Origin of the sequence: Actinomadura madurae (assembly GCF_047130825.1) — a bacterium.
Taxonomy (GTDB): Bacteria; Actinomycetota; Actinomycetes; order Streptosporangiales; family Streptosporangiaceae; genus Spirillospora; species Spirillospora madurae.
In genome coordinates this window covers 3,097,987-3,123,350 of sequence record NZ_CP083237.1, presented here as the reverse complement: position 1 = coordinate 3,123,350, position 25,364 = coordinate 3,097,987, and the positions used below count along the sequence as shown (strand labels likewise).

Annotated in this window: 28 protein-coding genes and 1 tRNA gene; 19 read left to right on the top strand and 10 right to left on the bottom strand. The window is 71.6% G+C overall.

The features are described 5' to 3' along the window. The first annotated feature begins 3 nt into the window (after positions 1-3). The 3 genes from K8Z49_RS14085 to K8Z49_RS14075 all read left to right on the top strand — a co-directional run bounded on the left by K8Z49_RS14085 (position 4) and on the right by K8Z49_RS14075 (position 2,050). Entirely contained in the window at positions 4-465 is a 462-nt protein-coding gene (locus tag K8Z49_RS14085) for a peroxiredoxin (RefSeq protein ID WP_021594404.1), read from the top strand. Positions 466-547: 82 nt separating this feature from the next. Beyond that, the gene (locus K8Z49_RS14080) at positions 548-898 is read left to right on the top strand and encodes a hypothetical protein (protein WP_021594403.1); all 351 of its coding nucleotides are present in this window, start codon (positions 548-550) and stop codon (positions 896-898) included. Positions 899-991: 93 nt separating this feature from the next. Beyond that, positions 992-2,050, top strand: a complete 1,059-nt coding sequence (locus K8Z49_RS14075) for a potassium channel family protein (protein ID WP_412519125.1) — start codon at positions 992-994, stop codon at positions 2,048-2,050. A gap of 199 nt (positions 2,051-2,249) precedes the next feature. Here K8Z49_RS14075 and K8Z49_RS14070 read toward each other — a convergent pair whose 3' ends face one another. After that, entirely contained in the window at positions 2,250-3,221 is a 972-nt protein-coding gene (locus K8Z49_RS14070; protein ID WP_024936066.1) for a phosphoribulokinase, read from the bottom strand. A gap of 159 nt (positions 3,222-3,380) precedes the next feature. Here K8Z49_RS14070 and K8Z49_RS14065 point away from each other — a divergent pair, with 159 nt between their 5' ends. Together K8Z49_RS14065 and K8Z49_RS14060 are read left to right on the top strand one after the other, a co-directional pair. Further along, positions 3,381-4,037, top strand: a complete 657-nt coding sequence (locus tag K8Z49_RS14065) for a response regulator (RefSeq protein WP_021594400.1) — start codon at positions 3,381-3,383, stop codon at positions 4,035-4,037. Beyond that, a complete protein-coding gene (locus tag K8Z49_RS14060) occupies positions 4,034-5,203 on the top strand; it encodes a GAF domain-containing sensor histidine kinase (protein ID WP_021594399.1) in 1,170 nt (389 codons plus the stop codon). Before K8Z49_RS14065 ends, K8Z49_RS14060 begins: the two co-directional genes overlap by 4 nt. Here the strand turns inward: K8Z49_RS14060 and K8Z49_RS14055 are convergent. After that, positions 5,175-6,353 (bottom strand): saccharopine dehydrogenase family protein, encoded by a 1,179-nt coding sequence (locus tag K8Z49_RS14055; RefSeq protein ID WP_111829763.1) that lies wholly within the window; start codon positions 6,351-6,353, stop codon positions 5,175-5,177. The genes K8Z49_RS14060 and K8Z49_RS14055 overlap by 29 nt on opposite strands. Positions 6,354-6,477: 124 nt before the next feature. On the opposite strand from K8Z49_RS14055, the gene K8Z49_RS14050 reads away from it, so the two are divergent. Then, positions 6,478-6,654: a hypothetical protein gene (locus K8Z49_RS14050; protein ID WP_161791047.1), complete on the top strand. Its 177-nt coding sequence runs from the start codon at positions 6,478-6,480 to the stop codon at positions 6,652-6,654. Here K8Z49_RS14050 and K8Z49_RS14045 read toward each other — a convergent pair. Further along, complete coding sequence (locus tag K8Z49_RS14045; RefSeq protein ID WP_412519122.1) at positions 6,611-7,516, bottom strand: LysR family transcriptional regulator; 906 nt, start codon at positions 7,514-7,516, stop codon at positions 6,611-6,613. The genes K8Z49_RS14050 and K8Z49_RS14045 overlap by 44 nt on opposite strands. A gap of 130 nt (positions 7,517-7,646) precedes the next feature. Here K8Z49_RS14045 and K8Z49_RS14040 point away from each other — a divergent pair, with 130 nt between their 5' ends. The 9 genes from K8Z49_RS14040 (at position 7,647) to K8Z49_RS14000 (ending at position 15,108) form a co-directional block, all read left to right on the top strand. Continuing rightward, positions 7,647-9,080: a form I ribulose bisphosphate carboxylase large subunit gene (locus K8Z49_RS14040; RefSeq protein ID WP_021596381.1), complete on the top strand. Its 1,434-nt coding sequence runs from the start codon at positions 7,647-7,649 to the stop codon at positions 9,078-9,080. Next, on the top strand, positions 9,080-9,508 hold the full coding sequence (locus tag K8Z49_RS14035) for a ribulose bisphosphate carboxylase small subunit (RefSeq protein ID WP_021596380.1): 429 nt from the start codon (positions 9,080-9,082) through the stop codon (positions 9,506-9,508). Before K8Z49_RS14040 ends, K8Z49_RS14035 begins: the two co-directional genes overlap by 1 nt. Next, on the top strand, positions 9,505-10,452 hold the full coding sequence (gene cbbX, locus K8Z49_RS14030; protein ID WP_412519119.1) for a CbbX protein: 948 nt from the start codon (positions 9,505-9,507) through the stop codon (positions 10,450-10,452). Before K8Z49_RS14035 ends, cbbX begins: the two co-directional genes overlap by 4 nt. Before the next feature lie 117 nt (positions 10,453-10,569). Beyond that, the gene (locus K8Z49_RS14025) at positions 10,570-11,478 is read left to right on the top strand and encodes a proteasome assembly chaperone family protein (protein ID WP_024936063.1); all 909 of its coding nucleotides are present in this window, start codon (positions 10,570-10,572) and stop codon (positions 11,476-11,478) included. A gap of 51 nt (positions 11,479-11,529) precedes the next feature. Next, the gene (locus K8Z49_RS14020) at positions 11,530-11,949 is read left to right on the top strand and encodes a CBS domain-containing protein (RefSeq protein ID WP_111829765.1); all 420 of its coding nucleotides are present in this window, start codon (positions 11,530-11,532) and stop codon (positions 11,947-11,949) included. Continuing rightward, positions 11,946-12,581: a dienelactone hydrolase family protein gene (locus K8Z49_RS14015; protein ID WP_075020189.1), complete on the top strand. Its 636-nt coding sequence runs from the start codon at positions 11,946-11,948 to the stop codon at positions 12,579-12,581. Before K8Z49_RS14020 ends, K8Z49_RS14015 begins: the two co-directional genes overlap by 4 nt. After that, a complete protein-coding gene (locus K8Z49_RS14010) occupies positions 12,581-13,681 on the top strand; it encodes a geranylgeranyl reductase family protein (RefSeq protein ID WP_412519116.1) in 1,101 nt (366 codons plus the stop codon). The genes K8Z49_RS14015 and K8Z49_RS14010 overlap by 1 nt, the downstream gene beginning before the upstream one ends. A gap of 47 nt (positions 13,682-13,728) precedes the next feature. Beyond that, a tRNA-Val gene (locus tag K8Z49_RS14005) sits at positions 13,729-13,803 on the top strand. Positions 13,804-14,097: 294 nt separating this feature from the next. Next, positions 14,098-15,108 carry an aldo/keto reductase gene (locus K8Z49_RS14000; RefSeq protein ID WP_412519114.1) on the top strand — a complete coding sequence of 337 codons (1,011 nt, stop codon included), beginning with the start codon at positions 14,098-14,100 and terminating at the stop codon, positions 15,106-15,108. Between the two features lie 44 nt (positions 15,109-15,152). Here K8Z49_RS14000 and K8Z49_RS13995 read toward each other — a convergent pair whose 3' ends face one another. Next, positions 15,153-15,287, bottom strand: coding sequence for a hypothetical protein (locus K8Z49_RS13995; protein WP_021596374.1), 135 nt, complete (start codon positions 15,285-15,287; stop codon positions 15,153-15,155). A gap of 308 nt (positions 15,288-15,595) precedes the next feature. Between K8Z49_RS13995 and K8Z49_RS13990 the strand changes: the two genes are divergently transcribed. Further along, positions 15,596-16,147 carry an Imm15 family immunity protein gene (locus K8Z49_RS13990; RefSeq protein WP_412519112.1) on the top strand — a complete coding sequence of 184 codons (552 nt, stop codon included), beginning with the start codon at positions 15,596-15,598 and terminating at the stop codon, positions 16,145-16,147. Positions 16,148-16,429: 282 nt separating this feature from the next. Here the strand turns inward: K8Z49_RS13990 and K8Z49_RS13985 are convergent, their stop codons facing one another. Further along, positions 16,430-17,113 carry a DUF899 domain-containing protein gene (locus K8Z49_RS13985; protein ID WP_021596372.1) on the bottom strand — a complete coding sequence of 228 codons (684 nt, stop codon included), beginning with the start codon at positions 17,111-17,113 and terminating at the stop codon, positions 16,430-16,432. Positions 17,114-17,165: 52 nt separating this feature from the next. After that, positions 17,166-17,681, bottom strand: a complete 516-nt coding sequence (locus K8Z49_RS13980) for a MarR family winged helix-turn-helix transcriptional regulator (RefSeq protein ID WP_021596371.1) — start codon at positions 17,679-17,681, stop codon at positions 17,166-17,168. A gap of 95 nt (positions 17,682-17,776) precedes the next feature. Between K8Z49_RS13980 and K8Z49_RS13975 the strand changes: the two genes are divergently transcribed. After that, complete coding sequence (locus K8Z49_RS13975) at positions 17,777-18,985, top strand: MFS transporter (protein ID WP_412519109.1); 1,209 nt, start codon at positions 17,777-17,779, stop codon at positions 18,983-18,985. A gap of 46 nt (positions 18,986-19,031) precedes the next feature. Here the strand turns inward: K8Z49_RS13975 and K8Z49_RS13970 are convergent, their stop codons facing one another. Then, complete coding sequence (locus K8Z49_RS13970; RefSeq protein ID WP_021596369.1) at positions 19,032-20,093, bottom strand: right-handed parallel beta-helix repeat-containing protein; 1,062 nt, start codon at positions 20,091-20,093, stop codon at positions 19,032-19,034. 261 nt (positions 20,094-20,354) lie between these two features. Further along, complete coding sequence (locus K8Z49_RS13965; protein ID WP_075020193.1) at positions 20,355-20,891, bottom strand: hypothetical protein; 537 nt, start codon at positions 20,889-20,891, stop codon at positions 20,355-20,357. Between the two features lie 367 nt (positions 20,892-21,258). Here K8Z49_RS13965 and glnII point away from each other — a divergent pair, with 367 nt between their 5' ends. Together glnII and K8Z49_RS13955 are read left to right on the top strand one after the other, a co-directional pair. Then, positions 21,259-22,272: a glutamine synthetase gene (gene glnII / locus K8Z49_RS13960; protein ID WP_021596367.1), complete on the top strand. Its 1,014-nt coding sequence runs from the start codon at positions 21,259-21,261 to the stop codon at positions 22,270-22,272. A gap of 170 nt (positions 22,273-22,442) precedes the next feature. Beyond that, positions 22,443-23,072, top strand: coding sequence for a hypothetical protein (locus tag K8Z49_RS13955; RefSeq protein WP_412519106.1), 630 nt, complete (start codon positions 22,443-22,445; stop codon positions 23,070-23,072). 13 nt (positions 23,073-23,085) lie between these two features. On the opposite strand, the gene K8Z49_RS13950 is transcribed toward K8Z49_RS13955, so the two are convergent. Next, positions 23,086-23,529 (bottom strand): universal stress protein, encoded by a 444-nt coding sequence (locus tag K8Z49_RS13950; protein WP_033333123.1) that lies wholly within the window; start codon positions 23,527-23,529, stop codon positions 23,086-23,088. A gap of 32 nt (positions 23,530-23,561) precedes the next feature. Then, positions 23,562-25,295 (bottom strand): RelA/SpoT family protein, encoded by a 1,734-nt coding sequence (locus K8Z49_RS13945; RefSeq protein ID WP_412519103.1) that lies wholly within the window; start codon positions 25,293-25,295, stop codon positions 23,562-23,564. Positions 25,296-25,364 lie beyond the last annotated feature (69 nt).

Genomic DNA, 25,364 nt, shown 5'->3' with positions numbered 1-25,364 from the left:
CTCTTGGCCGTCGACGTAGGCGATGCCGCGCCGGACTTCGAACTGAGGGACCAGCACGGCGCCCCGGTGAGGCTGTCGGGCTTCCGTGGAGACAAGAACGTCGTCCTGGTGTTCTACCCGCTGGCGTTCAGCGGCGTGTGCACGGGCGAGCTGTGCACGATCCGGGACGAGCTGCCCAGCCTGGGCGATCCGGACGACGTGCAGGTGCTCGCGGTCTCGGTCGACTCGATGTTCGCCCTGCGGGCCTGGTCCGACCAGAAAGGATTCGACTTCCCGCTGCTGTCGGACTTCTGGCCGCATGGCGGGACGGCACGAGACTACGGCGTGTTCGACGAGGCGAAGGGGCTGGCGTTGCGGGGCACCTTCGTCATCGACACCGAGGGCGTGGTCCGCTGGAAGGTCGTGAACGCCATTCCGGACGCACGCGACATCGGCGAGTACCGCAAGGCGCTCGCCGAACTCTGAGCGAAACGGACCGGTTCCGGTGCCGTCCGCGACCATCCGTAACGGATGGCCGGAACCGGTCCCCCGCACCCTTGGAGGTGTGATGCCCTGCTTCCGCTGCGGGGCGCGGCAGACCGACCCCGTGCGCGGCGCGAGCCCGTGGAAGCGCGGGGTGCGGGCCGACCACCAGGTACTGATCTGCCCGGCCTGCCAGGCCGCCCATGACTGGGCGGACACCCTGGACCGCTGCGCGGCGTGCGGCTCGGCCGCCCTGGTCTGCCGGCTCGGAGAGGTGGAGTGCCGCGACTGCGGGCACACCCGCGACGCCGTCCGGGACGATCTCGGCGGCGCCGACCTGGTGCACTCGGGCGCGCAGCCGCCCGCCGACGGGGGCCTTTCAGAGGAGGTCGCGGCGGCGCTGTCGCGCGTCCTGAAACGGGGTCCGGCCGGCTGATCCGGGGCGCCGCGGGGGACGGCCGGCACCCGTCCGATTCGTACGCCTCGTCCGGTCTTGACGCGGTGTTTTGCCTGCTGCGACGCTTCGCGGATGCCGATCGTCCTGCTACGCCTGGTCAGCCGGATCACCGGGCGGTCCTGGCGCGTGCCCGCGCTCGTCCTCGCGGGCGCGTTCCTGCTGGGCTGGGTGCTGATCGCGGTGTTCGAGGAGCCCGGCGCGGACCTCAAGAACCCGTCCCAGTACGTCTGGTACTTCCTGGTCAGCGGCACCACCACCGGGTACGGCGATCTCGCGCCGGAGACGGTCGGCGGCCGGATCGGCGGCGTGCTGATCATCGTGGCCGGTCTCACCGCGGGGCTCGTGCTGTTCGCCGAGCTGACGCTCTGGATGGCGAAGGGCAGGACCATGAAGGCGAACGGGCAGGCGCGGCTGCACAGGCGGCGGCACGTCGTGATCGTCGGATACGAGCGGGAGGCCCTGCGCGCCATCATCGGCCAGCTGCGCGCCGACCCCGCGTACGCGCGGACGCCCGTCGTCACGATCTGCTGGCCGGGGCAGCTGACGGGCGAGAATCCCGACCCCGACCTGTACGACGTCGTCGCGTTCGACGACACCGCCTACGAGAGGGCGTGCCTGGAGCACGCGCGCACGGCCGTGGTCGTGGGGCACTCCGACGACGAGACCGTCCGGGTGATGCTCGGCGTCGCGGCCTACCTGCGGCGCAAAGGCGCCCCGCCGGTCCACCTGCTGGCGGGGCTGCGCGACGGCGGCCGCCGCGCGGAGATCACCGAGGCGCTGGACCTGATCAGCGCCGACATCGAGCCGGTGGACGTCGACGACCCCGCCGTGGTCGCCGTCGCCATCCGCAACCCGGGCGTCGCGGCGATCTACCACAACCTCGCGAGCACGCTCGACAGCGACGGGACGCTCTACCGCGTGGACGTCCCCGAGGACGCCGGCGAGTGGTCCCGCCTCGACGTCGCGGTCTTCCTCCTGCACCGGGGGAGCACGCTGCTGGCGGTCGGCGAGTCGCACGGCCCGAACGCCCGGTTCCGGCTCACAGCCCTCCCGGACGAGCGCATCCGCGGCGGCCAGTCCCTCGCGGTGGTCGCCCCCGAGCGCCCGGAGATCCCCTGGCACGAGCTGTGAGGGACCGGGAGAGCGCCCCGCACGCCCGCTGGGGCGCTCTCCCGGCGGCCGCGAGCGCGCGGCCCGGGGCACAGGTCCGAAGCCCCGGGGCCTCCCCGCGCACACGCGGAGCCGTTGCCCCCCACACCTCCCGGTTCGCTCGCGCTCAAGCGTGTTGCTTGTGGGGGGGCGACCCCCCACACCCCCCGGTTCGCTTCGCTCAGGCGGCTTGGCGGTGGTCGGCGTCCAGCAGGTGGTACAGCAGGAGCAACTGGGTGATGGCGAGGGGGTCGCTGGTTCCGGAGTCGCCGAGGCGGCCGAGCGCGCCGGGGTCGGGGAGACCGGTGCCGGCGCGGGGGCCGAGACGCTCCCAGATGGCCTTCTTGACCACCTGCGACTCCTCCGGCGAGACGTACCCGTGCACGTGCAGGGCGTCCACGGGACGGCCGTCGGTGTCGCGGTGCAGCCGCAGGTGCATGGCGGTCCCGGTGTCGCCTGCGCCGCCGTCCAGGACGTCCGCCAGCTCGGGATGGTCGATGGTCGGACGCAGCAGCAGCTCCGCCGACAGCGGCGTCCCCGGCGGGTCGAGGCGACCGGCGACCGGCGCGAACCGGACGACGATGTCGGCGTGCCTGCGCTGCGGCCGGATGTAGGCGGCGCTCTCCGGTTCGCGCCGGGCCAGCTCCGCCATGACCTGCTCGGGGCTGTAGCCGCGCTTCTCGCAGTCGCGGCGGACCTTCCAGGAGTGCCGCAGCGGCTCGGGCGGGTCGAGGTAGACGGTGATGTCGAAGCAGGCCCGCGCGAGCCGGGTGTGCAGCGGCAGCAGCCCCTCGACGATCACGAAGTCGCGTGGCTCGACCAGTTCCGGCCGGACGAGCTTCCCGGTCGTGTGGTCGTACACGGGTTTGAGGATCGGCTCGCCCATGGACAGCAACTGCAGGTGCTGCTCCATGACGTCGATGTGGTTGCAGTCGGGGTGCAGCGCCGTGAACGGCTTGCCGGCCCGTTCGGCGCGGTCGTAGCGGTGATAGTCGTCCACGCACACCGCGGTCATCCGGTCGGCCCCCAGACACCGCACAAGCCCCCTGGTCAGCGTGGTCTTGCCCGCCGCGCTGTCCCCCGCGATGGCGAGCATGACGGGGCGGCGGCCCGACCCGCGCGCCCGGAGCATATGCACGATCCGATGGGGCACCTGGCTCCTCCGTCCTGCGGAATTCAGTTTTCGTGATGCAGCGTAGGCAGGTGCGCCGGGCCGTTCTTCCCCCAAACAGGGGAGAGCGGGGGTGAACCCGCGGGGCGCCTTCCCCGGCGCGGCTACTGGTGAGTAGCTTTCGGTTGTTATCGTGCCGGGATGAGCGCCCCCGTACGCGTCGTCCTGGTGGACGACCACGAGATGATCCTCGCCGGGCTGACCGCGATGCTGGCCGGGTTCCCCGGCCGGGTGCGCGTCGTCGGGCAGGCGGGGACGGGGGAGGAGGCGGCCCGGCTGGTCACCGCCCTGCGCCCGGACGTCGTCCTGCTGGACGTGCGGCTCGGCCCGGAGAGCGGCCTGGACCTGTGCCGGCTGATCACGGGGCGGGTGCCGGAGTCGCGGGTGGTGTTCCTGTCGGTGTACGACGACGAGCAGTACGTCTTCGAGGCGCTGCGGGCCGGGGCGGGCGGCTACCTGCTCAAGCGGGTGGACGGCCCGGAGCTCGTCCGGCGGCTGGAGGAGGTCGCGCAGGGCGAGACGGTCGTCGACCCGACGCTCGCGGGCCGGATGGCGGTGACCGCGGCGCGGCTCACCCGCGGCGAGTTCTGGCCCGGCGCGAACCGGGGGCTCACCCAGCGCGAGAGCGAGGTGCTGTCGCTGCTCGTCGGAGGTTTGTCGAACAAGGCGATCGCGGCGCGGCTGGTGCTGAGCGAGGAGACCGTGAAGAGCCACCTGCGCGCCCTGTACCGCAAGCTGGAGGTGACCGACCGGTCGGCGGCGATCGCGGTCGCGCTGCGGGAGGGGCTGTTCCGGTGACGGCTCCGCTGGAGCTGCTCGCCGGGCGCGGCGGCGACCTCCTCGTCCGCATCGCGGGGGTGGCCTGTTCCGGCCGCGACCTGCCGGGGATGGCCGAGCGGCTGGCCGAGCTCGTCGTCCGGTCCGCGGGGGCGCTGACGTTCTGCGACGTGTACGTGCTGGACGACGACGAGCGCGTCCTCGAATGGCCGGGCCCGCCCGTCCCGCTGGGGGAGGGGGACGTCGGCCGGGCCGCCGCGCACGGCCGGGTCCGCGCCCATCCGGACGGGCGCGGCGCCGCGATCCCCGTGCACGACGAGGGCGCGGTGATCGCGGTCGTGGACGTCCGGTCCGCGGGCCCGTGCCCGCCCGACGACCTCGCGCTCGCCACCGCGCTCGCGGGGCTGTTCGCGCCGGTGCTGTCCTCGTGCCGGCGGCTGCGCACCGCGCGTGAGCGCGAGCACGCCGCCGAGCGGTTCGCCGAACGGGCCGTCGAGGCGCAGGAGGCCGAGTGGTCGCGGCTGAGCCGGGAGATCCACGACGGCGTCGCGCAGCGGCTCGCCAGCCTCGGCTTCCACCTGTCGGCGGCCGAGCGCGCGATCCCCGAGCACCATCCCGAGGGGCTCGCGCAGATCATGATGGCGCGCCGGCTCTGCGAGCTGGCCGCGGCCGAGACCCGCGCGGCGATCGGGGGCCTGCGCCCGCCCGTCCTGGACGATCTCGGCCTGTCGGCCGCGCTCGCCACGCTCGCCCGGGAGGCCGGGGACGGTCCGGGCGCCCCGTCCGGTCCGCTCGACGTGACGGTGACCGTCGAGGGCGAGCTGGAGGACGAGCTGCCCGACCACGTCCAGACCGCCCTGTACCGGATCGCGCAGGAGGCGGTGGGCAACAGCCTGCGGCACGCGGACGCGACCTGCGTCGACCTGCTGCTGGAGCACTCCCGCGACCGGGTCCGGCTGAAGGTCACCGACGACGGGGCCGGCTTCTCCATCCGGGACGTGCTCGCGCAGGGCGGCCGGGGCCGCCGCCCCGACTCCTACGGGCTGCGCGGCATGCGGGAGCGCGCCGAGCTCCTCGGCGGGCGGTTCACGGTGACGAGCCGTCCGGGCGTCGGCACGACCGTGGAGGCGGTCGTTCCGATCCCCGGCCGCCGCCGGGTCACGCCGGGTCCAGCACCCGGAAGGTGATCCCGGCCTTCACCAGCCGGTCGATCAGCGCGTCGCCCATCGCGGCCGCGGTGGTGACCTGGCCGGACGTCGCGGGCAGGTCGTCGTGGGCGAGGCACAGCGCCGACTCGGCGAGCATCTTCGCCGTCTCGCCGTAGCCCGGATCGCCGCCCGCGACCTCGGTGACGACGCGCTCGCCGCCGCCCTCGCCGACGAACGTCACGCGGAACCAGTTGCGCGCGCGTTGCTCCTCGGACGGCCCGTCCCCCGGCGCGCGGAGCCGCAGCAGCAGGTTGCGGGTGGGCGGGAGCGAGGCGAGCGCGAGGAGGGCGCCGGAGCCCGCCGCCATCCCGGCGGCCGTGGCGAGGCGCCGGACGGCGGCGTAGTGGCCGTAGGAGAAGTCGGGCCCGTACCGGTCGAGCGAGGCCGCCGACCGGACGACGATCTGCGGGTCGATGGTCGGGAGCGGCAGCGTCCAGCCGCCGCCGATGCGGGCCTTCGGCGACGGGCGCCGCGAGATGCGCACCCTGCGGCCCGCGGGCGGCTCTTCCACCTTGCGGCGCTCGCGCTCGGCGCGCACCATGCCCGCGGCGTCCCCGAAGATGCCGACGGCCGAGTGCAGGGTGCCGCCGGACGCGTCCCCGCGCGCACGCAGGAACCCCTCCACATGCAGCGGGACGCCCTCCGGGAGCTGCTTGACCGTGAAGTAGGCGCCGAGGTCGTGCGGGATCGAGTCGAACCCGCAGGCGTGCACGATCCGGGCGCCGCTGCGCACGGCCTCCCGGTGGTACTTAACGTACATCCGGTCGACGAACGTCGGCTCGCCGGTGAGGTCGACGTAGTCCGTGCCCGCGCGCGCACACGCCGCCACCAGCGGCTCCCCGTACCGTACGTAGGGGCCGACCGTCGTGATGACGACGCGCGCCGACTTCGCGACGTCCTCGATGGAGGCGGCGTCGGTGGTGTCGGCGTGCAGCAGCGGAAGGTCGGCGCACGCGGCGTCCAGCTTCGCCAGCCGGTCGCGGACGGCGATCAGCTTCGCCCGGTTGCGGCCGGCGAGCGCCCAGCGCGTGCCCGGACCGGCGTGCGCGGCCAGGTACTCGGCGGTGAGGGCGCCGGTGAAGCCGGTGGCGCCGAACAGGACGATGTCGTACGGGCGGGCGGCGGTCATGTGGGCCCCTTTCACGGTTCCGAATCCGATTCTGTCGTTTTCGTGCCCCGGCGTGTACGCGGGCACGGCGATGTGAGGGACCGCACTCCTCTAGGGTTGCTCCGGTGATGCGGATGGTGGCGTGGTGACCGGGCTCGCCGTGGCGATGGACGTCGTCGCCGCGGGGTTCTTCGCGTGGTTCCTGGTGCTGGTGACCCGCAAGAGGGGCGTGCCCGCCGGCGAGGGCGGCCGGTCCGTCGCGATGGTCCTCATCGCGGTCAGCCTGGGGCTGCTCTCGGTGTCGCTGTGGAGCCTGCCCTAGCGGCGGTCCAGCCCGGCGCGTCCAGCAGGTGCCGGACGAACAGCAGCGTCGTCGGGGTCGGCGCGGCCCCGGCGACCGCGTGCCACGGCCGGTCGAGCGGCATGCCCGGCGCGCCGACCACCACGAGCCGTCCCGCCTCCAGTTCGGCGCCGACCGCGTCCCGGGACACCAGGGCCACCCCCAGCCCCGCCGCGGCGCCCGCGACCACCGCGCCGTTCGAGCCGAGCACGAGCCGCGGCGGCGCGGTCTCCCGCTCGGCCAGGTAGGCGTCCGCGCTGGCCCGCGTCCCCGAGCCGGGCTCGCGCATCACCCACGGCGTGCGCGCGAGGTCGAAACCGGCCGCGACCGCGGGCGCACCGACCACGACCAGCTCGTTCGGGCGCCTTGCCAGCACGGTCGCCGCGGCCTCCGCGGGGGCCCGGCCGGCGAGCACGAGGTCGGCCTCGTGCGCGGCGAGGCTGCTCCACACCTGGCGGCGCGGCCCCACCTCCAGCGTCAGCTCGACCTCGGGCCACCGCTCGCGGAACGACGCGAGCAGGTCGGGAAGGAGCTGGTCGGCGGCCGTCGTGACCGCCGCCAGCCGCAGCGTCCCGCGGCCGGGATCGGCCGCGCCGCGCGCCGCGGCCCGCCCCTCCTCCAGCAGCCCGAGCACCTGCCGCGCGTACCCGGCGTAGGCGGTGCCCGCCTCGGTCAGGCCGATCCCGCGCCCCTGCTTGCGGACGAGCGCGACGCCGAGATCGCGGGTCAGCGCCGCCACCGCCGCCGACACCGCGGACTCGGTCACGTACAGCCGCCGCGCCGCCGCCCGCACCGACCCGGTGTCGGCGAGGGCCACGAACGTCCGCAGCCGTGCTTCAGTCACGCGTCCGGCCTCCTCATTCAAGTGAATGCTTGATGGTCACCGAGAACACTTGATGGACATCGCAAGTGTCGGGCGGCGAAGCTCGACCCGTCACGGTTCCACGAATGCTCCAGGCTGAAGGAGAGCGGCGATGAGCTCGGGCAGATGGTCGGCGGGCGTGATCCCCTACGCGGAGATGGGCTACTGGCGTCCGGACTACGAGCCGAAGGACAGCGACATCCTCGCCGCCTTCCGGATCACCCCGCAGCAGGGCGTGCCGCCGGAGGAGGCCGGCGCGGCCGTCGCGGGCGAGTCGTCCACCGCGACCTGGACGGTCGTGTGGACGGACCGGCTCACGTCCTATGAGAACTACCAGGGCAAGTGCTACAAGGTGGAGCCCGTCCCAGGGCAGGGCGACCAGTTCATCGCCCACATCGCCTACGACCTCGACCTGTTCGAGGAGGGATCGATCGCGAACCTGACGTCGTCCATCATCGGCAACGTCTTCGGGTTCAAGGCGCTGAAGGCGCTGCGCCTGGAGGACATGCGGATCCCGCCCCACTACGTGAAGACGTTCCAGGGGCCGGCCCACGGCATCGTCATGGAACGCGAGTACCTCGGCAAGTTCGGCCGCCCCCTGCTGGGCGCGACCGTCAAGCCCAAACTCGGCCTGTCGGCCCGCAACTACGGACGTGTCGTCTACGAGGCGCTCCGCGGCGGCCTGGACTTCACCAAGGACGACGAGAACATCAACTCCCAGCCGTTCATGCGGTGGCGGGACCGCTTCCTCTACTGCATGGAAGGCGTCAACCGGGCCCAGGCCGCGACCGGCGAGGTCAAGGGCCACTACCTCAACGTCACCGCCGCGACGATGGAGGACATGTACGAGCGCGCCGAGTTCGCGAAAGAGCTCGGCAGCGTCGTCGTGATGATCGACCTCACGATCGGTTACACGGCCATCCAGTCGATGGCCGGATGGGCGCGTCGCAACGGCGTCCTGCTGCACCTGCACCGCGCTGGGCACTCCACGTACACGCGGCAGAAATCCCACGGCGTGAACTTCCGCGTCATCGCCAAGTGGATGCGCCTCGCAGGCGTCGACCACATCCACGCCGGGACGGTCGTCGGCAAGCTGGAGGGCGACCCGAACAGCGTCCGCGGCTACTACGACACGCTGCGCCTGGACAAGGTCGAGGCCGACCCGGTGAAGGGCCTGTACTTCGACCAGGAATGGGCGTCGATGCCCGGGACGATGCCCGTCGCCTCCGGCGGGATCCACGCCGGGCAGATGCACCAGCTCCTGCACTACCTGGGCGAGGACTCGATCCTCCAGTTCGGCGGCGGGACGATCGGCCACCCCATGGGCATCGCCGCCGGCGCGACCGCCAACCGCGTCGCGCTCGAAGCGATGATCAAGGCCCGGAACGAGGGCCGCGACTACCTCGCCGAGGGACCCGACATCCTGCGCGCCGCCGCCAAGCACAGCCGCGAACTCGACATCGCCCTGTCCACCTGGGGCGACATCACCTTCACCTACGAGTCCACCGACACCCCCGACGTCGTCGAAACCCCGGTGAGCATCTGATGCGGATCACCCAAGGCACCTTCTCCTACCTGCCCGACCTCACCGACGAGGACATCGCCGCGCAGATCGCCTACGCGCTCGGCCAGGGCTGGCCCTGCTCGGTCGAGTTCACCGACGACCCGCACCCGCGCAACCCCTACTGGGAGATGTGGGGGCTCCCGATGTTCGACCTCGCCGACCCGGCCGGCGTCCTCTACGAGATCAACGAGTGCCGCAAGGCCTACCCGCACCACTACATCCGGCTGAACGCCTACGACGCCCGCTACGGACGGCAGACGACGGCGCTGCAGTTCATCGTCCAGCGCCCGGCCGAAGAGCCCGGCTTCCGGCTCGACCGGACGGAGACGTCCGACCGGCGCGTCCGGTACACGCTGCACCCGTACGCGCTCGACCGTCCCGAAGGCGACCGCTACGGGGCGGGACGTTGACCGAGCGGCCCGGCTTCGGGATGCGCCGGAACGGCTCCCCGGTGGATCCCACCCCGTCCACCGGGGAGCCGCTTCCGCCCGGCGCCCGCGTCGACCTCGCCCGGGAACGCGCCGACTCGCAGGCCGGATCCGTCCTGGACGCCCTCGACGCCGACCTCGTCGGGCTCGCCCCGGTCAAGACCCGCATCCGCGAGATCGCCGCGCTGCTGCTCGTCGACCGCGTCCGGGCCCGGTTCGGCATCGACTCGGGACGCCCCAGCCTGCACATGTGCTTCACCGGCAGCCCCGGGACGGGGAAGACCACCGTCGCCGTCCGGCTCGCCGAGCTGCTGCACCGCCTCGGCTACGTCCGCCGCGGCCACCTCGTCTCCGTCACCCGCGACGACCTCGTCGGCCAGTACGTCGGACACACCGCCCCCAAGACCAAGGAGGTCCTGAAACGGGCCATGGGCGGCGTGCTGTTCATCGACGAGGCCTACTACCTCTACCGGGCCGAGAACGAGCGCGACTACGGGCAGGAGGCCATCGAGATCCTCCTCCAGGTCATGGAGAACCAGCGGGACGACCTCGTCGTCGTCCTCGCCGGCTACAAGGAGCGCATGGACTCCTTCTTCGCGTCCAACCCCGGCATGAGCTCACGCATCGCCCACCACATCGACTTCCCCGACTACGAACCAGAGGAGCTGGAGGCCATCGGCCGGCTGATGATGGCCCGCGAGGGCTACGCCCTCGCGCCCGAGGCCGAACCGATTTTCCGCGACTACCTCGCCCGCCGCCGCGACCAGCCCCGCTTCGCCAACGCCCGCTCCGTCCGCAATGCCATAGAACGCGCCCGCCTGCGGCACGCCAGCCGCCTCCTCACCGCCGGTGAGGTGGGCCGCGAAGACCTCACCACCCTCCACCCAGACGACTTCCTCCCCAGCCGCGTCTTCCAAGGGCCATGAGCTCGGATGGAGCCGGGGCCGCCCGGCGTGGAGAGTGACGGGCGTCACGACCGAACCGGGGATGAGCCTCCGGATGTCCTAGTGTTGTGCGCAGGACATGTAGAGGTGGGGGAGAAGTTGCTTAACCCTGAGGATCTGTACGAGCTTGACGGCGACCTGCCGGAGATGACGGGTCCGGTGCTGCTGCACAGCCTCGACGGTTTCGTGGACGCCGGGTCCACCGGCCAGCTCGTGCGGGAGCACCTCCTGGAGGCGCTGGAGCACCGCGTCATCGCCCGCTTCGACGTCGACTCGCTGATCGACTACCGCGCCCGCCGGCCGCCGATGACCTTCGACCGCGACCACTGGGCCTCCTACGAGGCGCCCGAGCTCGTCGTGCGGCTGCTCCACGACGACGTCGGCAGCCCGTTCCTGATGCTGTCCGGGCCCGAACCCGACCGGCTGTGGGAGGGTTTCACCGCGTCCGTCCTGCACCTGGTGAAACGGCTCGGCGTCGGGCTGGTCGTCGGCTTCCACGGCATTCCGATGGGCGTCCCGCACACCCGTCCCGTCGGCACCACCGCGCACGCCACCCGCCCCGAGCTGATCACCCGCAACTCCTGGTTCGACAAGGTCCAGGTCCCCGGCAGCGCCGCCGGGCTGCTGGAGCTGCGGCTCGGCGAGGCCGGCCACGACGCCGTCGGGTTCGCCGTCCACGTCCCGCACTACCTGGCCCAGTCCGCCTACCCGGCCGCCGCCGTCTCCGCCCTCGACGCGATCGTCTCCGTCACCGGGCTCGTGCTGCCCGTCGAGCGGCTCCGGGAGGCGGCCGCCGCCACCGACGCCGACATCGCCGAGCAGGTGGACGGCAACGACGAGGTCGAGAAGGTCGTCCGGGCCCTGGAGCAGCAGTACGACGCGTTCGCCGGCGCCGCCGAGCGCGACAACCTGCTCGCCGAGTCGCAGGACATGCCCACCGCCGAGGAGCTCGGCGCCCAGTTCGAGCGCTTCCTCGCCGAGCAGGACGGTCCGGACGCGGCCGGGTAGACATATCCCGTCCGCCGCTGGGTAGGCGACGCCCCGAGAGGGGAGGTCCGCATGGCCCAGAGGGTGAACGAAGTGATGACGCCGGTGCCCGTGGCGGTGTCACCGGACACCAGCCTGGTGGAGGTCGGCGACCTGATGCGCCGGCACGGCATCGGCGACGTCCTGGTCGTCCATGAGGGCCGGCTCCGGGGCCTCGTCACCGACCGCGACATCGTCGTCCGCGCCGTCGCCGCCCAGCGCGACATGGCCGGCACCACCGTCGCCGAGATCTGCTCCACCAACATGATCACGATCGCGCCGGGCGAGGACGCCGACGCCGCCGTCCGCCTCATGCGGCGGCACGCCGTCCGCCGCCTCCCGGTCGTCGACGGCGACCGCCCGGTCGGCATGGTCTCCATCGGCGACCTCGCCGTCCAGCGCGACGAGCGCTCGGCCCTCGCCGACATCAGCGCCGAACCGCCCAACACATGATCACGCTGAGGCTGCCGGACGCCGAGCTCGGCGGCGACCTCGCCCTCCCGGACGCCGCCACGGGCGTCGTCCTCTTCGCGCACGGCAGCGGCAGCTCCCGGCACAGCCCCCGCAACCGCGCCGTGGCCCACGGCCTCAACGCCGCGGGCATCGGCACCCTCCTCATCGACCTCCTCACCGAGCACGAGGACGAGATCGACCGCGTCACCGCCGCCCTCCGCTTCGACATCGAACTGCTCACCCTCCGCCTCATCGGCGCGATCGACGCGCTCGCGGACGGCCTCGAATCCGCCCCCCACACCGCCGGGCTCCGCATCGGCCTGTTCGGCGCGAGCACCGGCGCCGCCGCCGCCCTCGCCGCCGCCGCGGCCCGCCCGCAGATCGGCGCGGTCGTCTCCCGCGGCGGCCGCCCCGACCTGGCCGGCCCGTCCCTCGCCCGCGTCCGGGCCCCCGTCCTGCTGATCGTCGGCGGCCGCGACACCGAGGTCCTGGAACTGAACCGGAAAGCATCCAAGAGCCTGGAGGACTCCGAGGTGCACGTGATCTCCGGCGCGGGCCACCTCTTCGAGGAGCAGGGCGCGCTCGAAGAGGTCACCACCCAGGCCGCCGACTGGTTCAACCGGCACCTGTGATGCACGACGTCATCGTGGTCGGCGCGGGCCCCGCCGGATCCGCCGCCGCGACCCACCTCGCCCGCTCGGGCCTGGACGTCCTCGTCCTGGAGAAGACGTCCTTCCCCCGCGAGAAGATCTGCGGCGACGGCCTGACACCCCACGCCGTCCGGGAACTCCACTCCCTGGGCGTCGACATCACCACCCCCGGCTGGTTCCGCAACGACGGCATCCGCCTCATCGGCGCCGGCCGCCGCCTGGAGATCCCCTGGCCCTCCGGCTCGGGCCTCACCCGCACCCGCGCCGACCTCGACGAACTCCTGGCCCGCAATGCGATCTCCGCGGGCGCGACCCTGCTGAACACCAAGGCCACCGCCCCCATCTCCACCCACGGCCGGGTCACCGGCGTCCGCACGGCCTCCGGAACCCACCGCGCCCGCCTGGTGATCGCCGCGGACGGCGCCTCGTCCCGTCTCGGCGTCGCCCTCGGCCTGCGCCCCCGCCGCGACCGCCCCATCGGCATCGCGGGCCGCCGCTACTTCCGCAGCCCCCGCCACGACGACCCCTACCTCGGGATCTGGCTGGACCTGGCCCCCGCCGGCTACGGCTGGATCTTCGGCATGGGCGACGGCACCGTCAACGCCGGCGTGGCCCTCCTCCGCACGGACCACCCCGACTACCACGGCCTCTGCTCCCGCTGGCTGGCCTCCCTCCCCACACACTGGAACCTCACCGAGGAACACGCTGTGGGCCCCCTCCGCGGCGCGGCCCTCCCGATGGGCTACAGCCGCCGCCCCCACTACCTACCCGGCCTCCTCCTCGCCGGCGACTCCGGCGGCATGATCAACCCATCCAGCGGCGAGGGCATCGCCTACGCCCTGGAGGCCGGCCGCATCGCCGCCGAAGTGATCACCACCGCGTCCCGCTCCCCGTTCCCCGAACACGTCCTCCGCCGCTACCCCGACGCCGTCCGCCGCGCCAACGCCACCCCCTTCACTCTCGGCCGCGCCTTCACCCGAGCCATCGACGACCCCCGCATCATGCGCCTGGCCACCCGCCACGGCCTCGCCCACCCGCCCCTGATGCGCCGCGCCCTGAAGACCCTGGGCGCCCTCCCCTGACCGTTTCGCGCACCCCCTCCAGAACCAGGTACGCTTTCCCGGCACCCGGGCGCGTAGCTCAGGGGAAGAGCACTCGCCTTACAAGCGAGGAGTCGGCGGTTCGAACCCGTCCGCGCCCACCAAGGTCAGGGCCATGATCCGCTGTCGCGGATCATGGCCCTTCCTCATCCGAGTGACAAAGTGAGTGACTAAGCTAAGAGATCCCGCGGATAGGGGCGCCGTCGCGAGCGCCGCGATACCGCCGCCCGGGCCAGCGGAATTAATGGTCGAGCGATGATCGGTCGTGGCGACGGAATCGCGAGGGCGGGTTGCCGTCGGGGCTGAGCAGTGTCCCACGCTCGGGAACCTGACAGGGCGCGTATGCCCCCGCCTCCGAGTTTGCGTTGGAGCGCACTCCAGCTCCTAGGTTCCGAAGCGTGCGATACATCAAACTCGGAACGACCGGACTGGAAGTCTCCGCCATCACCCTCGGCTGCATGAGCTTCGGCGAACCGGGCCGGGGCGGCGAGCCCTGGTCGCTGGGCGCGGACGCCAGCCGGGACATCATCAAGCAGGCTTTCGAGGCCGGCGTCAACTTCCTCGACACAGCCAATGGGTACAGCGCCGGAAGCAGCGAGGAGATCGTCGGCCAGGCGGTCAAGGCCTTCACCCGGCGAGAGGAGGTCGTTCTCGCCACCAAGGTCTGGATGCGGATGCGCCCCGGCCCGAACGGCGCCGGGCTGTCCCGCAAGGCGATCTTCGCCGAGCTCGACGCCTCGCTGAAGCGACTGGGGACCGACTACATCGACCTGTACCAGATCCACCGCTGGGACTACGACACCCCGGTCGAGGAAACCCTCGAGGCGCTGCACGATGCGGTCAAGTCCGGGAAGGTCCGCTACATCGGAGCCTCTTCCATGTACGCCTGGCAGTTCGCCAAGGCCTTGTACCTGGCTGACCTGAACGGCTGGACCCGGTTCGTGTCGATGCAGGACCACTACAACCTCATCCACCGAGAAGCAGAGCAGGAGATGCTCCCGCTCTGCGCCGACCAGGGCATCGGCGTGATCCCGTGGAGCCCGCTGGCGCGGGGCAGGCTGACGCGGGTCCGTGACACCGCCACGGCGCGTGCCGAGACCGACGAGGGGGGCAAGATCCTCTACCGCGACGAGGACCAGGCAGTGGCCGAGCGCGTCCACGAGATCGCGGGCAAGCGGGGTCTGTCCCCAGCCCAGGTCGCCCTTGCCTGGGTCATGCGCAACCCGGTGGTGACCTCGCCCATCGTCGGGGTCACCAAGCCGGCCCAACTGGCCGACGCGATCGCCGCGGTGGACGTCGAACTCGACGACGACGAGGCCGCGTACTTGGAGGAGCCGTACCAGCCGCACGAGGCCGCCTACCTGCAGGAGTCCTTCTACAAGCAGCGGTCTGTGGCGGGCTCCCGGTAATCCGGGCTACCGCCGGGCCTTCGGCGAGTCCTTGGGCTCGGCCTTCACAACCTGTGGTCGGCCCGGCGGTGCTTGCGGGCGGTCGCGCGCAACTGCATGATCTGCGCGCTGCCCGCCAGCGCGGTGAGCAGGATGCCTGCCACCGCGGCCAGCAGCAGGGCCAGCCAACGCTGGGACACACGGCCAGCCCGCCGACCATGACGCCTCGTCCTCTACCCGCGGAATCTCTTTGGACCCGCGCCACCAGCTCGTACTCGACCAACCCGGTCTCCCGGGTTGAGTCTCCTATGTCGTCGCCGACGCCCCATGAGGTCGCGGAGCGTTGCGCCGGACTCGGGCGCGAACGTGTTCCCGAGGTGGACGCCGCTGCGCCTGTCAGTGAAGATCAGCAAGCTATGCCGCTCTGCTCGTAGTAGGCGGCTTACGGGCTGGGCCGAGCGTGGCACGATGGGCGATCCCGGGAGGCCCTTGCGGTGAGGGGTGATCATTGGTAGAGCAACCGGCGCTCATCGATCCACGGTTCGCGGCCGACTTTGCGCGGCTGATTCATCATCAGTTGCTCGATGATTTCGACTCGTTTCTCAAGCGGGTCGATGATTTTGATGAGCCGCCGCTTTACACTCAGTACGCCCAACTGGCTTTCCTTGGGGGTCTGACCACTGAGCAGAAGAACCGTCTGCTCATCCGCGCTGCCGTCGCGCAGCTGCCTCGGATCGTCGAACATGGTCATGGGCACGACTTCTACTGCGTGGTCTCTATCCTCGGCTGGGACGAGTTCGAGAACGGCGGCCTCATCCGTCCGGCTTTCTGGTACACCAAGCCCAGCACGAGGCCCGATCCAGGCGACCCGCGCGGCATCCTTGACTACGTTCAGTTCAACCCACCTGCCAGCCGTTACAGCATGTTCGTGGCCGGCGCGCTCGACCACGATCCGGGGTATCTGATCCACGATGATTCGGGGACGGGTGATCCCTGGATGAGACGGGTCTACGTCAGGCTCGGCCTGTACTCGTCCGACGTCTACCAAACGCTGCGGTGAGGCAACGTCGCTGGCCACCGTGCGCCCGGTCCGGTGCGGATCATGGCCTGGCCCGGTCTGCGGTCGTTGAGTGTCGTAGGCGGTCCTTACGCTGCCAGTGCGCGGTCGATCTCTCGGGGCATCCAGCACTGTAGAGCGCCCAGTCTCCCTGGTTCTGTACGAGGGCGGCCTTGCCTGTGAGCAAGGACCTAATCTGCGGCCAGGCTCAGTTGAGGGGCCATGTGTAGCCCGGCAGGATCGGCCGCGTGCGGCCGATCCTGACATCAGGCCGTGTTCGGTGGGTTAGGTGTGCGGGCCGTAGTGGGTGGCTATTTGTTCGGAGCTGGGCCAGCGGCTGTAGGTGGGGGACTGGGGCCAGCCCTTGGGGGAGTCCTGCCATTCCTCCTGGCGGCCGTAAGGCAGGAGGTCGATCAGGGCGAAGGTGTGGGTGAGTTGCTCGGTGCCGCGGCCGTTGGTGTGCCAGGTGCGGTAGACGGTGTCGCCGTCGCGTAGGAAGACGTTCACCGCGAAGCCGCCGCCAGGGGGTGCGCCCACGTCGGTGCCGAAGGTGCTGTCGGCGGTGGAGTACCAGGTCATCTTGTTGCCCACGCGGCGCTTGTAGGCGAGGGCCTCGTCGATCGGGCCCTGGGTGACGATGACGAACCTGGCGTCGTAGGCGTCCAGGAACTCCAGCCGCGTGAACTGCGACGTGAGGCCTGTGCAGCCTGAGCACTGCCAGGTCTCGCCCGGGGACCACATGTGGTTGTAGACGATCAGTTGCGACTTGCCGTCGAAGACGTCGGCCAGGGAGACCGGGCCGTCCTCGCCCTCCAGGGTGTAGTCGGGCATCTCGACCATGGGCAGGTGGCGGCGCTGGGCGGCGATCGCGTCCAGTTCGCGGGTCGCGGCCTTCTCGCGGGCGCGGAGCTCGTCGAGGTGGCTTTGCCACGTCTCGGCGTCCACGACGGGCGGTAGTGCCTTGGTCATTGGTTCCTCCGAAGGTTGTGGTCTGGATGTAGACCACGTCCGTTCGTGGAACTCATCGGTCGGTGGCCGGCTGGGCTTCGTCGCCGAGGTTTAGGAGGAGGGTGCGGAGGGTTGCTGCCAGGTCGTTCTGCTGGTTGTCGTCCAGGGCGGCTAGGAGGCGGCGTTCGTTCTCGACGTGGGCGGCCACGGCCTGGTCGATGAGGTCGCGGCCGGTGGGGGTGAGGGCGACGATGACGGTGCGGCGGTTGGCGGGGTCTACGTCGCGGGTGACGTAGCCCTTGGCGACGAGCCGGTCGAGGCGGTTGGTGACGGCGCCCGAGGTGACCATCGAGGAGCGGGCCAGCGCGCCCGCGGTCATGCCGTCGGACGAGCCGGCGCGCCGGAGGGTGGCGAGGACGTCGAATTCGCCCCGTTCCAGGCCGAACTCCTCGAAGAGGGCCTTGAGTTCGCGTTCGACGATGCGGGTCAGCCGCGAGAGGCGGCCGAGGACGCCCATGGGGGACGCGTCGAGGTCCGGGCGGGCACGTGCCCACTGCTCCAGGACGACGTCGACGGCGTCACGGGTCACCTGAACTCCTTAGCGTTGAACTGTTTGACGTCAAGGTATCAGCTTGTTAACGTCTCAGCGTTGAAGATTTCAACGTTGAGACGTTGGAGGGTGTAGTGGTCACCAGTTCGCGCCCGGTTTTGCGGGCCTGGGGAGGGGTCGCTGCTATCACGGCGAGCCTGTTCGTCTTCCTCACTACTGAGTTGATGCCTGTCGGGCTCCTTACTCCGTTGAGCGGGAGCCTGGGCATCTCGGTGGGGGTCGCCGCGCTCATGGTCACGCTGTACGGCGTCTCGGCCGGGTTGGGCGTGACGTTCATCGTGGCGTGGACGAGGCGCGTCAACCGGCGGGTGCTGCTCGCCGTACTGCTGGCCATCCTGGCCTTGGGGAACCTGGTCACGGCTGTGTCGCCGAACTATCCGCTGGTCTTAGCGACGCGGCTCGTCATGGGGTTCGCCAGTGGGGTGTTCTGGGCCATCGGGGTGAGCATGGCGATGCGGCTCGTCCCGGAGCGTCAGGCGAGCAGGGCGTCCGCGGTCGTGATGTCCGGCATCTCGATCGCCACGGTGGTGGGCATACCGCTCGGGACGGTCCTGGAGGACCTCACCGGCTGGCGGAACACGTTCCTGATCTGGGCAGGCCTCAGCCTGGTGGTCTTCTTCGCGGTCGCAGTGGTGGTGCCGTCGCTTCCTTCGGCGAACGCGGTTTCGGTGCGCGAGGTCTTCGGGCTGCCCCTGAAGAACGTGCCGCTGCGGTCGGTGCTGTTGACTGTGGTGCTGTTCGTCCTCGGCCATTTCGGGGCGTATACGTTCGTGCGGCCCTTCCTGGAGGAGAAGGCGTCCGCCGGGCCTCTCTTCATCACCGTGGTGCTGATCGTCTTCGGTGTGGGGGGTGCGGTCGGGAACTTCGCCGCCGGGTACACGGTGAACAGGAGCCTCAAGGGCAGCTTCGTTGTGGGGTGCGTGGGGCTTGTCGTGTCGCTCTTGTCGCTGCTCACGGTCGGGAGCGGGAAGGTCGGTGCGGTCGTCGCGCTGGTGCTGTGGGGGCTGTCCTTCGGCGTCGTGCAGTTGTCCCAGGTGAACATGACGCTGGCCGCCGCGCCCGAGACCTTCGAAGCCGCGATGTCGCTCAACACCATGGCGTACAACACGTCCATCGCACTCGGGGCGCTGTTCGGCGGACTGTTCGCCGACCATCTGGGCGTCACCAGCGTCGTCTGGTTCGGTGTGGTTCTGACGGCGGGTTCGCTGCTCGTCACCTCGGCTCGGAGGCCCTCACGCCCCGCTTTCGAGGCCGGCGATGTTCCCAGCCTGATCAAGGAGTGAGCGCGGTGGAACCCCCTGTTCCGGTGGGAACAGGGGGTTCGCGCCGTCAGTGGTGGCACAGGCCGTTCGGCTTGGAGGTGCCGCAGGAGTTGTGGCGGAAGCGGTTGGTGTCGCTGCCGCTGTTGTCGACCAGGTCGAACGGCGCGTTGCCGCGGACGAGGTTGAACTTGATCAGGTTGTGGTGCGCGGGACGCTGCGCCGGGCTCGGGAACAGGACGATCCCGCCGGAGTAGGGCAGCTTGCCGCGGTTCCCCTTCACGGTGTTCTTCTCGATCGAGTTGTGGTCGCCGCCGAAGAGCAGGATGCCGGTGCCGCCGAGCGGCGGGACCGGGCCCTGGCCGGGGCAGAACCGGTTGTTCTTCTCGACCAGGTTCTTCCAGACCTTGGTGTGGCCCTGCCCGCCCTTCTGGCCGTCGTCGGCCAGGACGACGCCGGTGCAGTTGCCGACGAGCTTGTTGCCAAGCACCTTGACGTGCCGGGCGTGCCGGACGAGCACGCCGATCGCGTTGCCCGAGGCGTGGTTGTGGGCGACGACGGTGCCGCGCGCGTTCTTGATGTCGCCGACGTAGAGGCCGGCGTCGAGGCGGTTGCCGATCGCGCGGTTGTGGACGAACGCGCCGCGGGTCGAGTTGAACTCGGCGATGCCGTACTCGCCGTTCCTCGCGGCGAGGACGTGCTTGACGGTCAGCCGGTCGGTGTAGGTGCCGAAGACCCCGGTGTCCTTGAACCTCTCGACCTTCAGGCTCTTGATCGTGACGCCCCTGACCAGGTGCTTCGCGCGGCCGACCACGCAGAAGCCCATGCCCGGCACCCCGGCCTTCTTGCAGTGGTCCTTGCGGCCCGGCCGGATCACGGTCCTGTCGCCCGCGCCGCGGATCGTCAGGCGCTTGCGGATGAGGACGCCCCCGCCGTAGCGGCCGGCCTTGAGCTTGATGACGTCGCCCGGCCTCGCGCGGTCGACGGCCTTCTGGATCGAGTGGCCCGGCCGCACGACATGGGTCCGCCCGCCCTTCTCGCCGGCGGTCGCCGCCTGGCCGGCCGGTGCGAAGGAGGCCAGCCCGCCCAGCACGACGACCGTGCCGAGCGAGGCGCCGAGAATTCGCTTCATCCCATTCCCCCGAATCTGTTCCTTGTGATGGGAAGCCGAAAGCGCGCCTTGGCGCCGACGGTTCCCTGATCATCTTGGAGCGGCCGGCCCATTGCGTCGATGCCATGGACGTAAACGTTCGGAGGCTTTAAGGGAAGCCAATAAGTATTTGCCGACGCTTTCGGCGGTCCGGGGTTTCCTTGACCATCGTCGTGGCGGACGCGGACGCGGACGCGGGGGCGGGAGCGGCCCCGTCCGCGGGGCGGACGGGGCCGCGGGCCGTCATCGTCCGAGGCCGAGGAGCCCGTTGAGCTGGGCGACGAGGGCGGGGAGCGCGGCGGCGTCGCCGGTGCCGTCGAGGATGCCGGCGATCGCGCACAGCAGGTTGCCGAGCAGGTTCCCGGGACCCGAGATCGCCGTGATGTCCAGGACCACCCGGTCCAGGTGCACCGTCAGGCCGAGGAGGTCGAGGTCCAGCGGGCCGAGGGTCAGGTGCAGGATCGGGCAGGTGGCGGAGGGCAGGGAGACCGGGAGCGAGACCGGAGCGTCGGCGACGGTTCCGGTGGTGGCGCCCGAGGCGTCGCGCATGGTTCCGCTCAGCGCGCCGTCCAGGAGCAGTCGCCGGTCCTGTGACGTGAACGCGGTCGGCACGACGGTTCCGGTGAACGTGGAGCCGTCCGCCGCGGTGCCCGTCACCGGGACGCTGTCGAGCGGGGGCGGGGCCGCGGCCTCGCGGGCCGAGGCGGGTGCGACGCTGAACGCGAGCGCGGTCAGCAGTGCGATCACGAGTGCGGACAGGTGAAAGAGGGACCTTCTCATAGACGCATTCCTCCTTTTGGTCTTGCGTCTCTCTTGGGAAGGTTTCGCCTTACCCAGGGCGATTTTCAGTACACGCCGCGAAGGTCGAGGTGTATGATCGTTTTTGGTCGTTCCAGGTCACGGCGGGAAACGTCGGAGAAAATGGCCGATTCGCGCCAATCTTGGTGATCGGGTAAACCATTTCTCCGGTCATGCGTCGTCCGCGCGGCGGGTCCCTGACCGTCCGAGCCGGTGTGAGCAGAGTCTCAGCAGGTCAGCTCGTGTGTTACATGGCGTTCACACGAGGGCAACAGATGCGAAATGCCTGGTTGGCACGTTCTGTGGAGCCGAACCCACCCACGGCCGGCGGACACGAAGGGGATCGACGTTGAGCTATAAGGCCGAGTACATCTGGATCGACGGCACCGAGCCGACCGCGCGGCTGCGGTCGAAGACGCGGATCCTCGCGGACGGTGCCGACCTGCCGGACTGGGGTTTCGACGGGTCCAGCACGAACCAGGCGCCCGGCGACCGCTCCGACTGCGTGCTGAAGCCGGTCTTCTCCTGTCCCGACCCGATCCGCGGCGGCGACAACAAGCTGGTCCTGTGCGAGGTGTACCTCGTGGACGGGACGCCGCACGAGACCAACACGCGCGCCCTGCTCCGCCCGATCGCCGCGCAGTACGAGGCGCAGGACTCCTGGTACGGGATCGAGCAGGAGTACACGTTCTTCAAGGACGGGCGTCCCCTCGGCTTCCCCGAGCGCGGCTTCCCGGCCCCGCAGGGCTTCTACTACTGCGGCGTGGGCGCGGACGAGGTGTTCGGGCGCGAGATCGTCGAGCGGCACCTGGACGCCTGCCTGGAGGCGGGCCTGAAGATCTCCGGGATCAACGCCGAGGTCATGCCGGGGCAGTGGGAGTTCCAGATCGGCCCGGCCGGCCCGCTCGAGGTCGGCGACCACATGTGGGTCGCCCGGTGGCTGCTGTACCGCATCGCCGAGGACCACGACGTCGCCGCCACGCTCGACCCGAAGCCGGTCGAGGGCGACTGGAACGGCGCCGGCGCGCACACCAACTTCTCGACCCGGGCGATGCGCGAGGGCTACGACGCGATCATCACGGCGTGCGAGGCGCTCGCCGAGAAGGCGCAGGAGCACGTCGCCGGGTACGGCGCCGACATCGAGCGGCGGCTGACCGGCATGCACGAGACGGCCCCGTGGAGCGAGTTCAGCTACGGCGTGTCGAACCGGGGCGCCTCGGTGCGGATCCCGTGGCAGGTCGAGGTGGAGAAGAAGGGCTACATCGAGGACCGCCGCCCGAACGCCAACGTGGACCCGTACGTGGTGGCCCGCCTGATCACGGGCACCTGCTGCGCCGCGCTGGAGAAGGCCGGCCAGGTCTGACGGACGACCGGACGATCCCCGGGGAACACCGCGTTCCCCGGGGATCGTCGCGTTCCGGGGGCCCGTCCGGAGCAGGGAACGCGGCCAAACATCTGCAAAATGGTGGGCATGGGTGAGTTCCGCCCATCGGTGCCGGGTAGCACCTCTACGTTCGCACCGGGGGAGGGAACATGCCCGATTCACCGTTCGGGCGGTACTCCGGCGACCTGCCCGGCAGGCACGCCGGCCGTCCTGTGCCACGGCCGTTGGAACGTTCGTTCCGGTGCCCCTCCACGGTGCGGCGACGCCCGCCGGAGGCGCCGGCGCGGCGGTACGAGGACTTCGTCGCCCTGCACGAGGAGATGTCGGCCGACGCGCGCCGGCCGTTCCGGGCGCTGTGGTGGGCGGGGATCTCCGCCGCCCTGGCCGGGGCGGGCCTGGCGTTCGTCGCGGTGGTCGCGCTGCGGGCGATGTTCGGCGTCGAGGTGCCGGTGTTCGCGGGCGGCAGCGCCGGCACGGCGCCCGCCGCGACCAGCTACGCGCTGTGCGCGATGGCGGCGACGGTGCAGGCGACCGCGCTGATGCACCTGCTGCTGTCGTCGGCGGCGCGTCCCGTCCGCGCGTTCGCGTGGATCGGCGGCTTCGCGGTCGTGCTGCTGACCGTCCTGCCGCTGGTGCTGCGCGGCCCCTTCGACGCGGCGCTCGCGACGTCGGCCGTCAACCTCGCGGGCGGGACGGCGGTGGTCGTGCTGCTGTCCGCGGTGGTGGCGTGTTCGCGGCGGTCCCCATGGGAGGGCCCGCCCGGACGCTTCAGACGCTGACCGGCCGGCCCGGTCAGGGCACCACCGTCACCGGCCAGCGTCCCGTCCGGACGAGCCGGACCGCGACGGACCCGACGAGCCGGTGCCCCGCCTGCGCCGACGCGCCGACGATCACGGCGTCCGCGCGGACCTCGTCGGCGACGCGGGCGAGGACGCCGTACGGGTCGCCCTGCTCGGCGACGAACTCGTAGGGCACGCGCATGCGCTCGCCGGCCGCCTCCAGCTCGCGGCGGATCTCCGCGGCGATCTCGTCGGCGGTCTCGCGCAGGGCGGACGCGCCGCCCGGGGTGAGGGTGCTCAGCGAGGCGACCGGCGCCACGTGCACGACGACGAGCCGGGCGCCGCCGCGGCGCGCGAGCCCCCACGCGTAGGCGCCGGCGCGCAGCGACGTCTCGGACCCGTCCACCCCGGCCACGATCACCTTCGGGCCGTCGACGCCGTACTCGAACGGTGCCATGCGATCACCTCGCGGCCAGCGTAACCGGCGGCTCAGGGGCGGGCGAACCGGGCCAGCAGGTCGTCGAGGCCGAGCGCGCCGGTGCTCAGCGCCGCGTACATCTGGTCGATCTCGGGGAAGCCGAGATCGCGGGCGACGGCGAGGGAGTCGCCGCGCGCCTCCGCCGCGAGCAGGTCGACCTCCCGCCCGGCGAGGGCCCGGGCGAGGCGGCGCCGTCCGGCGGCGGCGGCCTCCTCGGCGCGCCGCAGCGCGAGCCGCTGCTGGATGCGGACGCGGGCGGGCACCGACACCGCGAAGCCCAGCCAGTCCTCCGACGGCGCGCCCGCCGGGTCGGTGAGGATCTCCACGACGTTGCCGCTGCGGATCTGCACCGACATCGGCGCGAGCCGCCCGTTGACGACGGCGCCGATGCAGCGGTCGCCGGTGCCGGGGCCGAGCGCGTAGGCGAAGTCGAGCGCGGTCGCGCCGGCGGGCAGCGCGACGATGTCGCCGCGGGTGGTGAACGCGGCGACGTGGCCGGCGGCGAGGTCGGCGCGCAGCCGGTCCAGGAACTCCGCGGACGGCGCGTCGGACTGCCAGGCCAGCAGCCGGCTCAGCCAGACCAGGTCGCGGCGGCCCGCGACGGTGGTGGCGGTGTCGCCGCCCGCGTCCCTGATGTGCGCGACGATGCCGTACTCGGCGACCGGATGCATCGCGTCGGTGCGGATGATCACTTCGAACGGGTCGCCGTCCGGGCCGATCACCCGGGTGTGCAGCGACCGGTACATGTTGTCCTTCGGCATCGCGATGAAGTCGCGGACCTGCCCGGCGACGGGGTGCAGCGCGGCGTGCACGGCGCCGAGCGCGATGTAGCAGTCGGCCTCGGCGCCGTCCACCAGCAGCAGTACCCGCGCCGCCTCGCCCGGCCGCAGCCCGGCCAGGTCGCCGCCGCACGACTGGTGGACCGCGTACAGGTGGGACGGCCTGACCAGCACGCGGGCCGGGACGCCGTGCTCGGCGAGCGAGGCGCGCAGCCGGGCCGCCGCGGGCCCGAACGTCCGGCCGGCCCGGCCCAGCGCGTCCCGGACGGCGGCGCGCGTCGCGGCGTGCGCCCGCGGGTCGCGGGCCTCGAAGGCGAGGTCGTCCATCTCCCGCTTGAGGACGTGGACGCCGAGCCGGTCGGCGAACGGGACCAGCAGCTCGTGGGACGCCTGGGCGTAGCGGGCCCGCTTGTGCTCCGGCTGGTACCGCAGGGTCCGCAGGTTGTGCAGCCGGTCCGCGAGCTTGATCACCAGGACGCGCAGGTCGGCCGCCGCGGACAGCACGATCTTGCGGAACGTCTCGGCCTCGGCGCGGTCGCCCCAGCGCCTGCCGTCCAGCTTGGTGACGCCGTCGACGAGCACGGCGATCTCGTCGCCGAAGTCGGCGCGGACCTCGCCGAGCGTGTACGGGGTGTCCTCGACGGTGTCGTGCAGGAGCGCCGCGACGAGCGTCGTGGTGTCCAGGCCCATCCCGGCGAGGATCATCGCGACGGCCAGCGGATGGGTGATGTACGGGGCGCCGGACTTGCGGAGCTGGCCCCGGTGCAGCCGCTCGGCGACCGTGTAGCCGCGCAGCAGCTCGGCCTCGGCGCTGCCTGGGAGGGCGGCGCCCGGCTGGGCGGCGCGGTGCGCGGCGAGCAGGGGCGCGACGGCGGCGCGCACGGGGTCCGGCCGGGTGCCCGTGGCGGAGCCCCAACGGAGCGGGGGGATCCGGAACCGCCCCGTCGCCGGATTGAGCGTCGCCATCACGCACCGCCTGGACGCCTGCCCGCGGCACGGCCGCCACGGACTGTGATCGTCATTATGCGCGAAGTG

What these genes read in the sequence shown, in the direction of transcription:
- K8Z49_RS13965 (WP_075020193.1), bottom strand. Translation starts at nt 20,891, where the DNA reads ATGAGAAGGTCCCTCTTTCACCTGTCCGCACTCGTGATCGCACTGCTG.
- K8Z49_RS14020 (WP_111829765.1), top strand. Translation starts at nt 11,530, where the DNA reads ATGGCCCAGAGGGTGAACGAAGTGATGACGCCGGTGCCCGTGGCGGTG.
- K8Z49_RS14075 (WP_412519125.1), top strand. Translation starts at nt 992, where the DNA reads ATGCCGATCGTCCTGCTACGCCTGGTCAGCCGGATCACCGGGCGGTCC.
- K8Z49_RS14080 (WP_021594403.1), top strand. Translation starts at nt 548, where the DNA reads ATGCCCTGCTTCCGCTGCGGGGCGCGGCAGACCGACCCCGTGCGCGGC.
- K8Z49_RS14035 (WP_021596380.1), top strand. Translation starts at nt 9,080, where the DNA reads ATGCGGATCACCCAAGGCACCTTCTCCTACCTGCCCGACCTCACCGAC.
- K8Z49_RS13945 (WP_412519103.1), bottom strand. Translation starts at nt 25,295, where the DNA reads ATGGCGACGCTCAATCCGGCGACGGGGCGGTTCCGGATCCCCCCGCTC.
- K8Z49_RS14065 (WP_021594400.1), top strand. Translation starts at nt 3,381, where the DNA reads ATGAGCGCCCCCGTACGCGTCGTCCTGGTGGACGACCACGAGATGATC.
- K8Z49_RS14055 (WP_111829763.1), bottom strand. Translation starts at nt 6,353, where the DNA reads ATGACCGCCGCCCGCCCGTACGACATCGTCCTGTTCGGCGCCACCGGC.
- K8Z49_RS13970 (WP_021596369.1), bottom strand. Translation starts at nt 20,093, where the DNA reads ATGAAGCGAATTCTCGGCGCCTCGCTCGGCACGGTCGTCGTGCTGGGC.
- K8Z49_RS14040 (WP_021596381.1), top strand. Translation starts at nt 7,647, where the DNA reads ATGAGCTCGGGCAGATGGTCGGCGGGCGTGATCCCCTACGCGGAGATG.
- K8Z49_RS14010 (WP_412519116.1), top strand. Translation starts at nt 12,581, where the DNA reads ATGCACGACGTCATCGTGGTCGGCGCGGGCCCCGCCGGATCCGCCGCC.
- K8Z49_RS13950 (WP_033333123.1), bottom strand. Translation starts at nt 23,529, where the DNA reads ATGGCACCGTTCGAGTACGGCGTCGACGGCCCGAAGGTGATCGTGGCC.
- K8Z49_RS13985 (WP_021596372.1), bottom strand. Translation starts at nt 17,113, where the DNA reads ATGACCAAGGCACTACCGCCCGTCGTGGACGCCGAGACGTGGCAAAGC.
- K8Z49_RS14015 (WP_075020189.1), top strand. Translation starts at nt 11,946, where the DNA reads ATGATCACGCTGAGGCTGCCGGACGCCGAGCTCGGCGGCGACCTCGCC.
- K8Z49_RS13955 (WP_412519106.1), top strand. Translation starts at nt 22,443, where the DNA reads ATGCCCGATTCACCGTTCGGGCGGTACTCCGGCGACCTGCCCGGCAGG.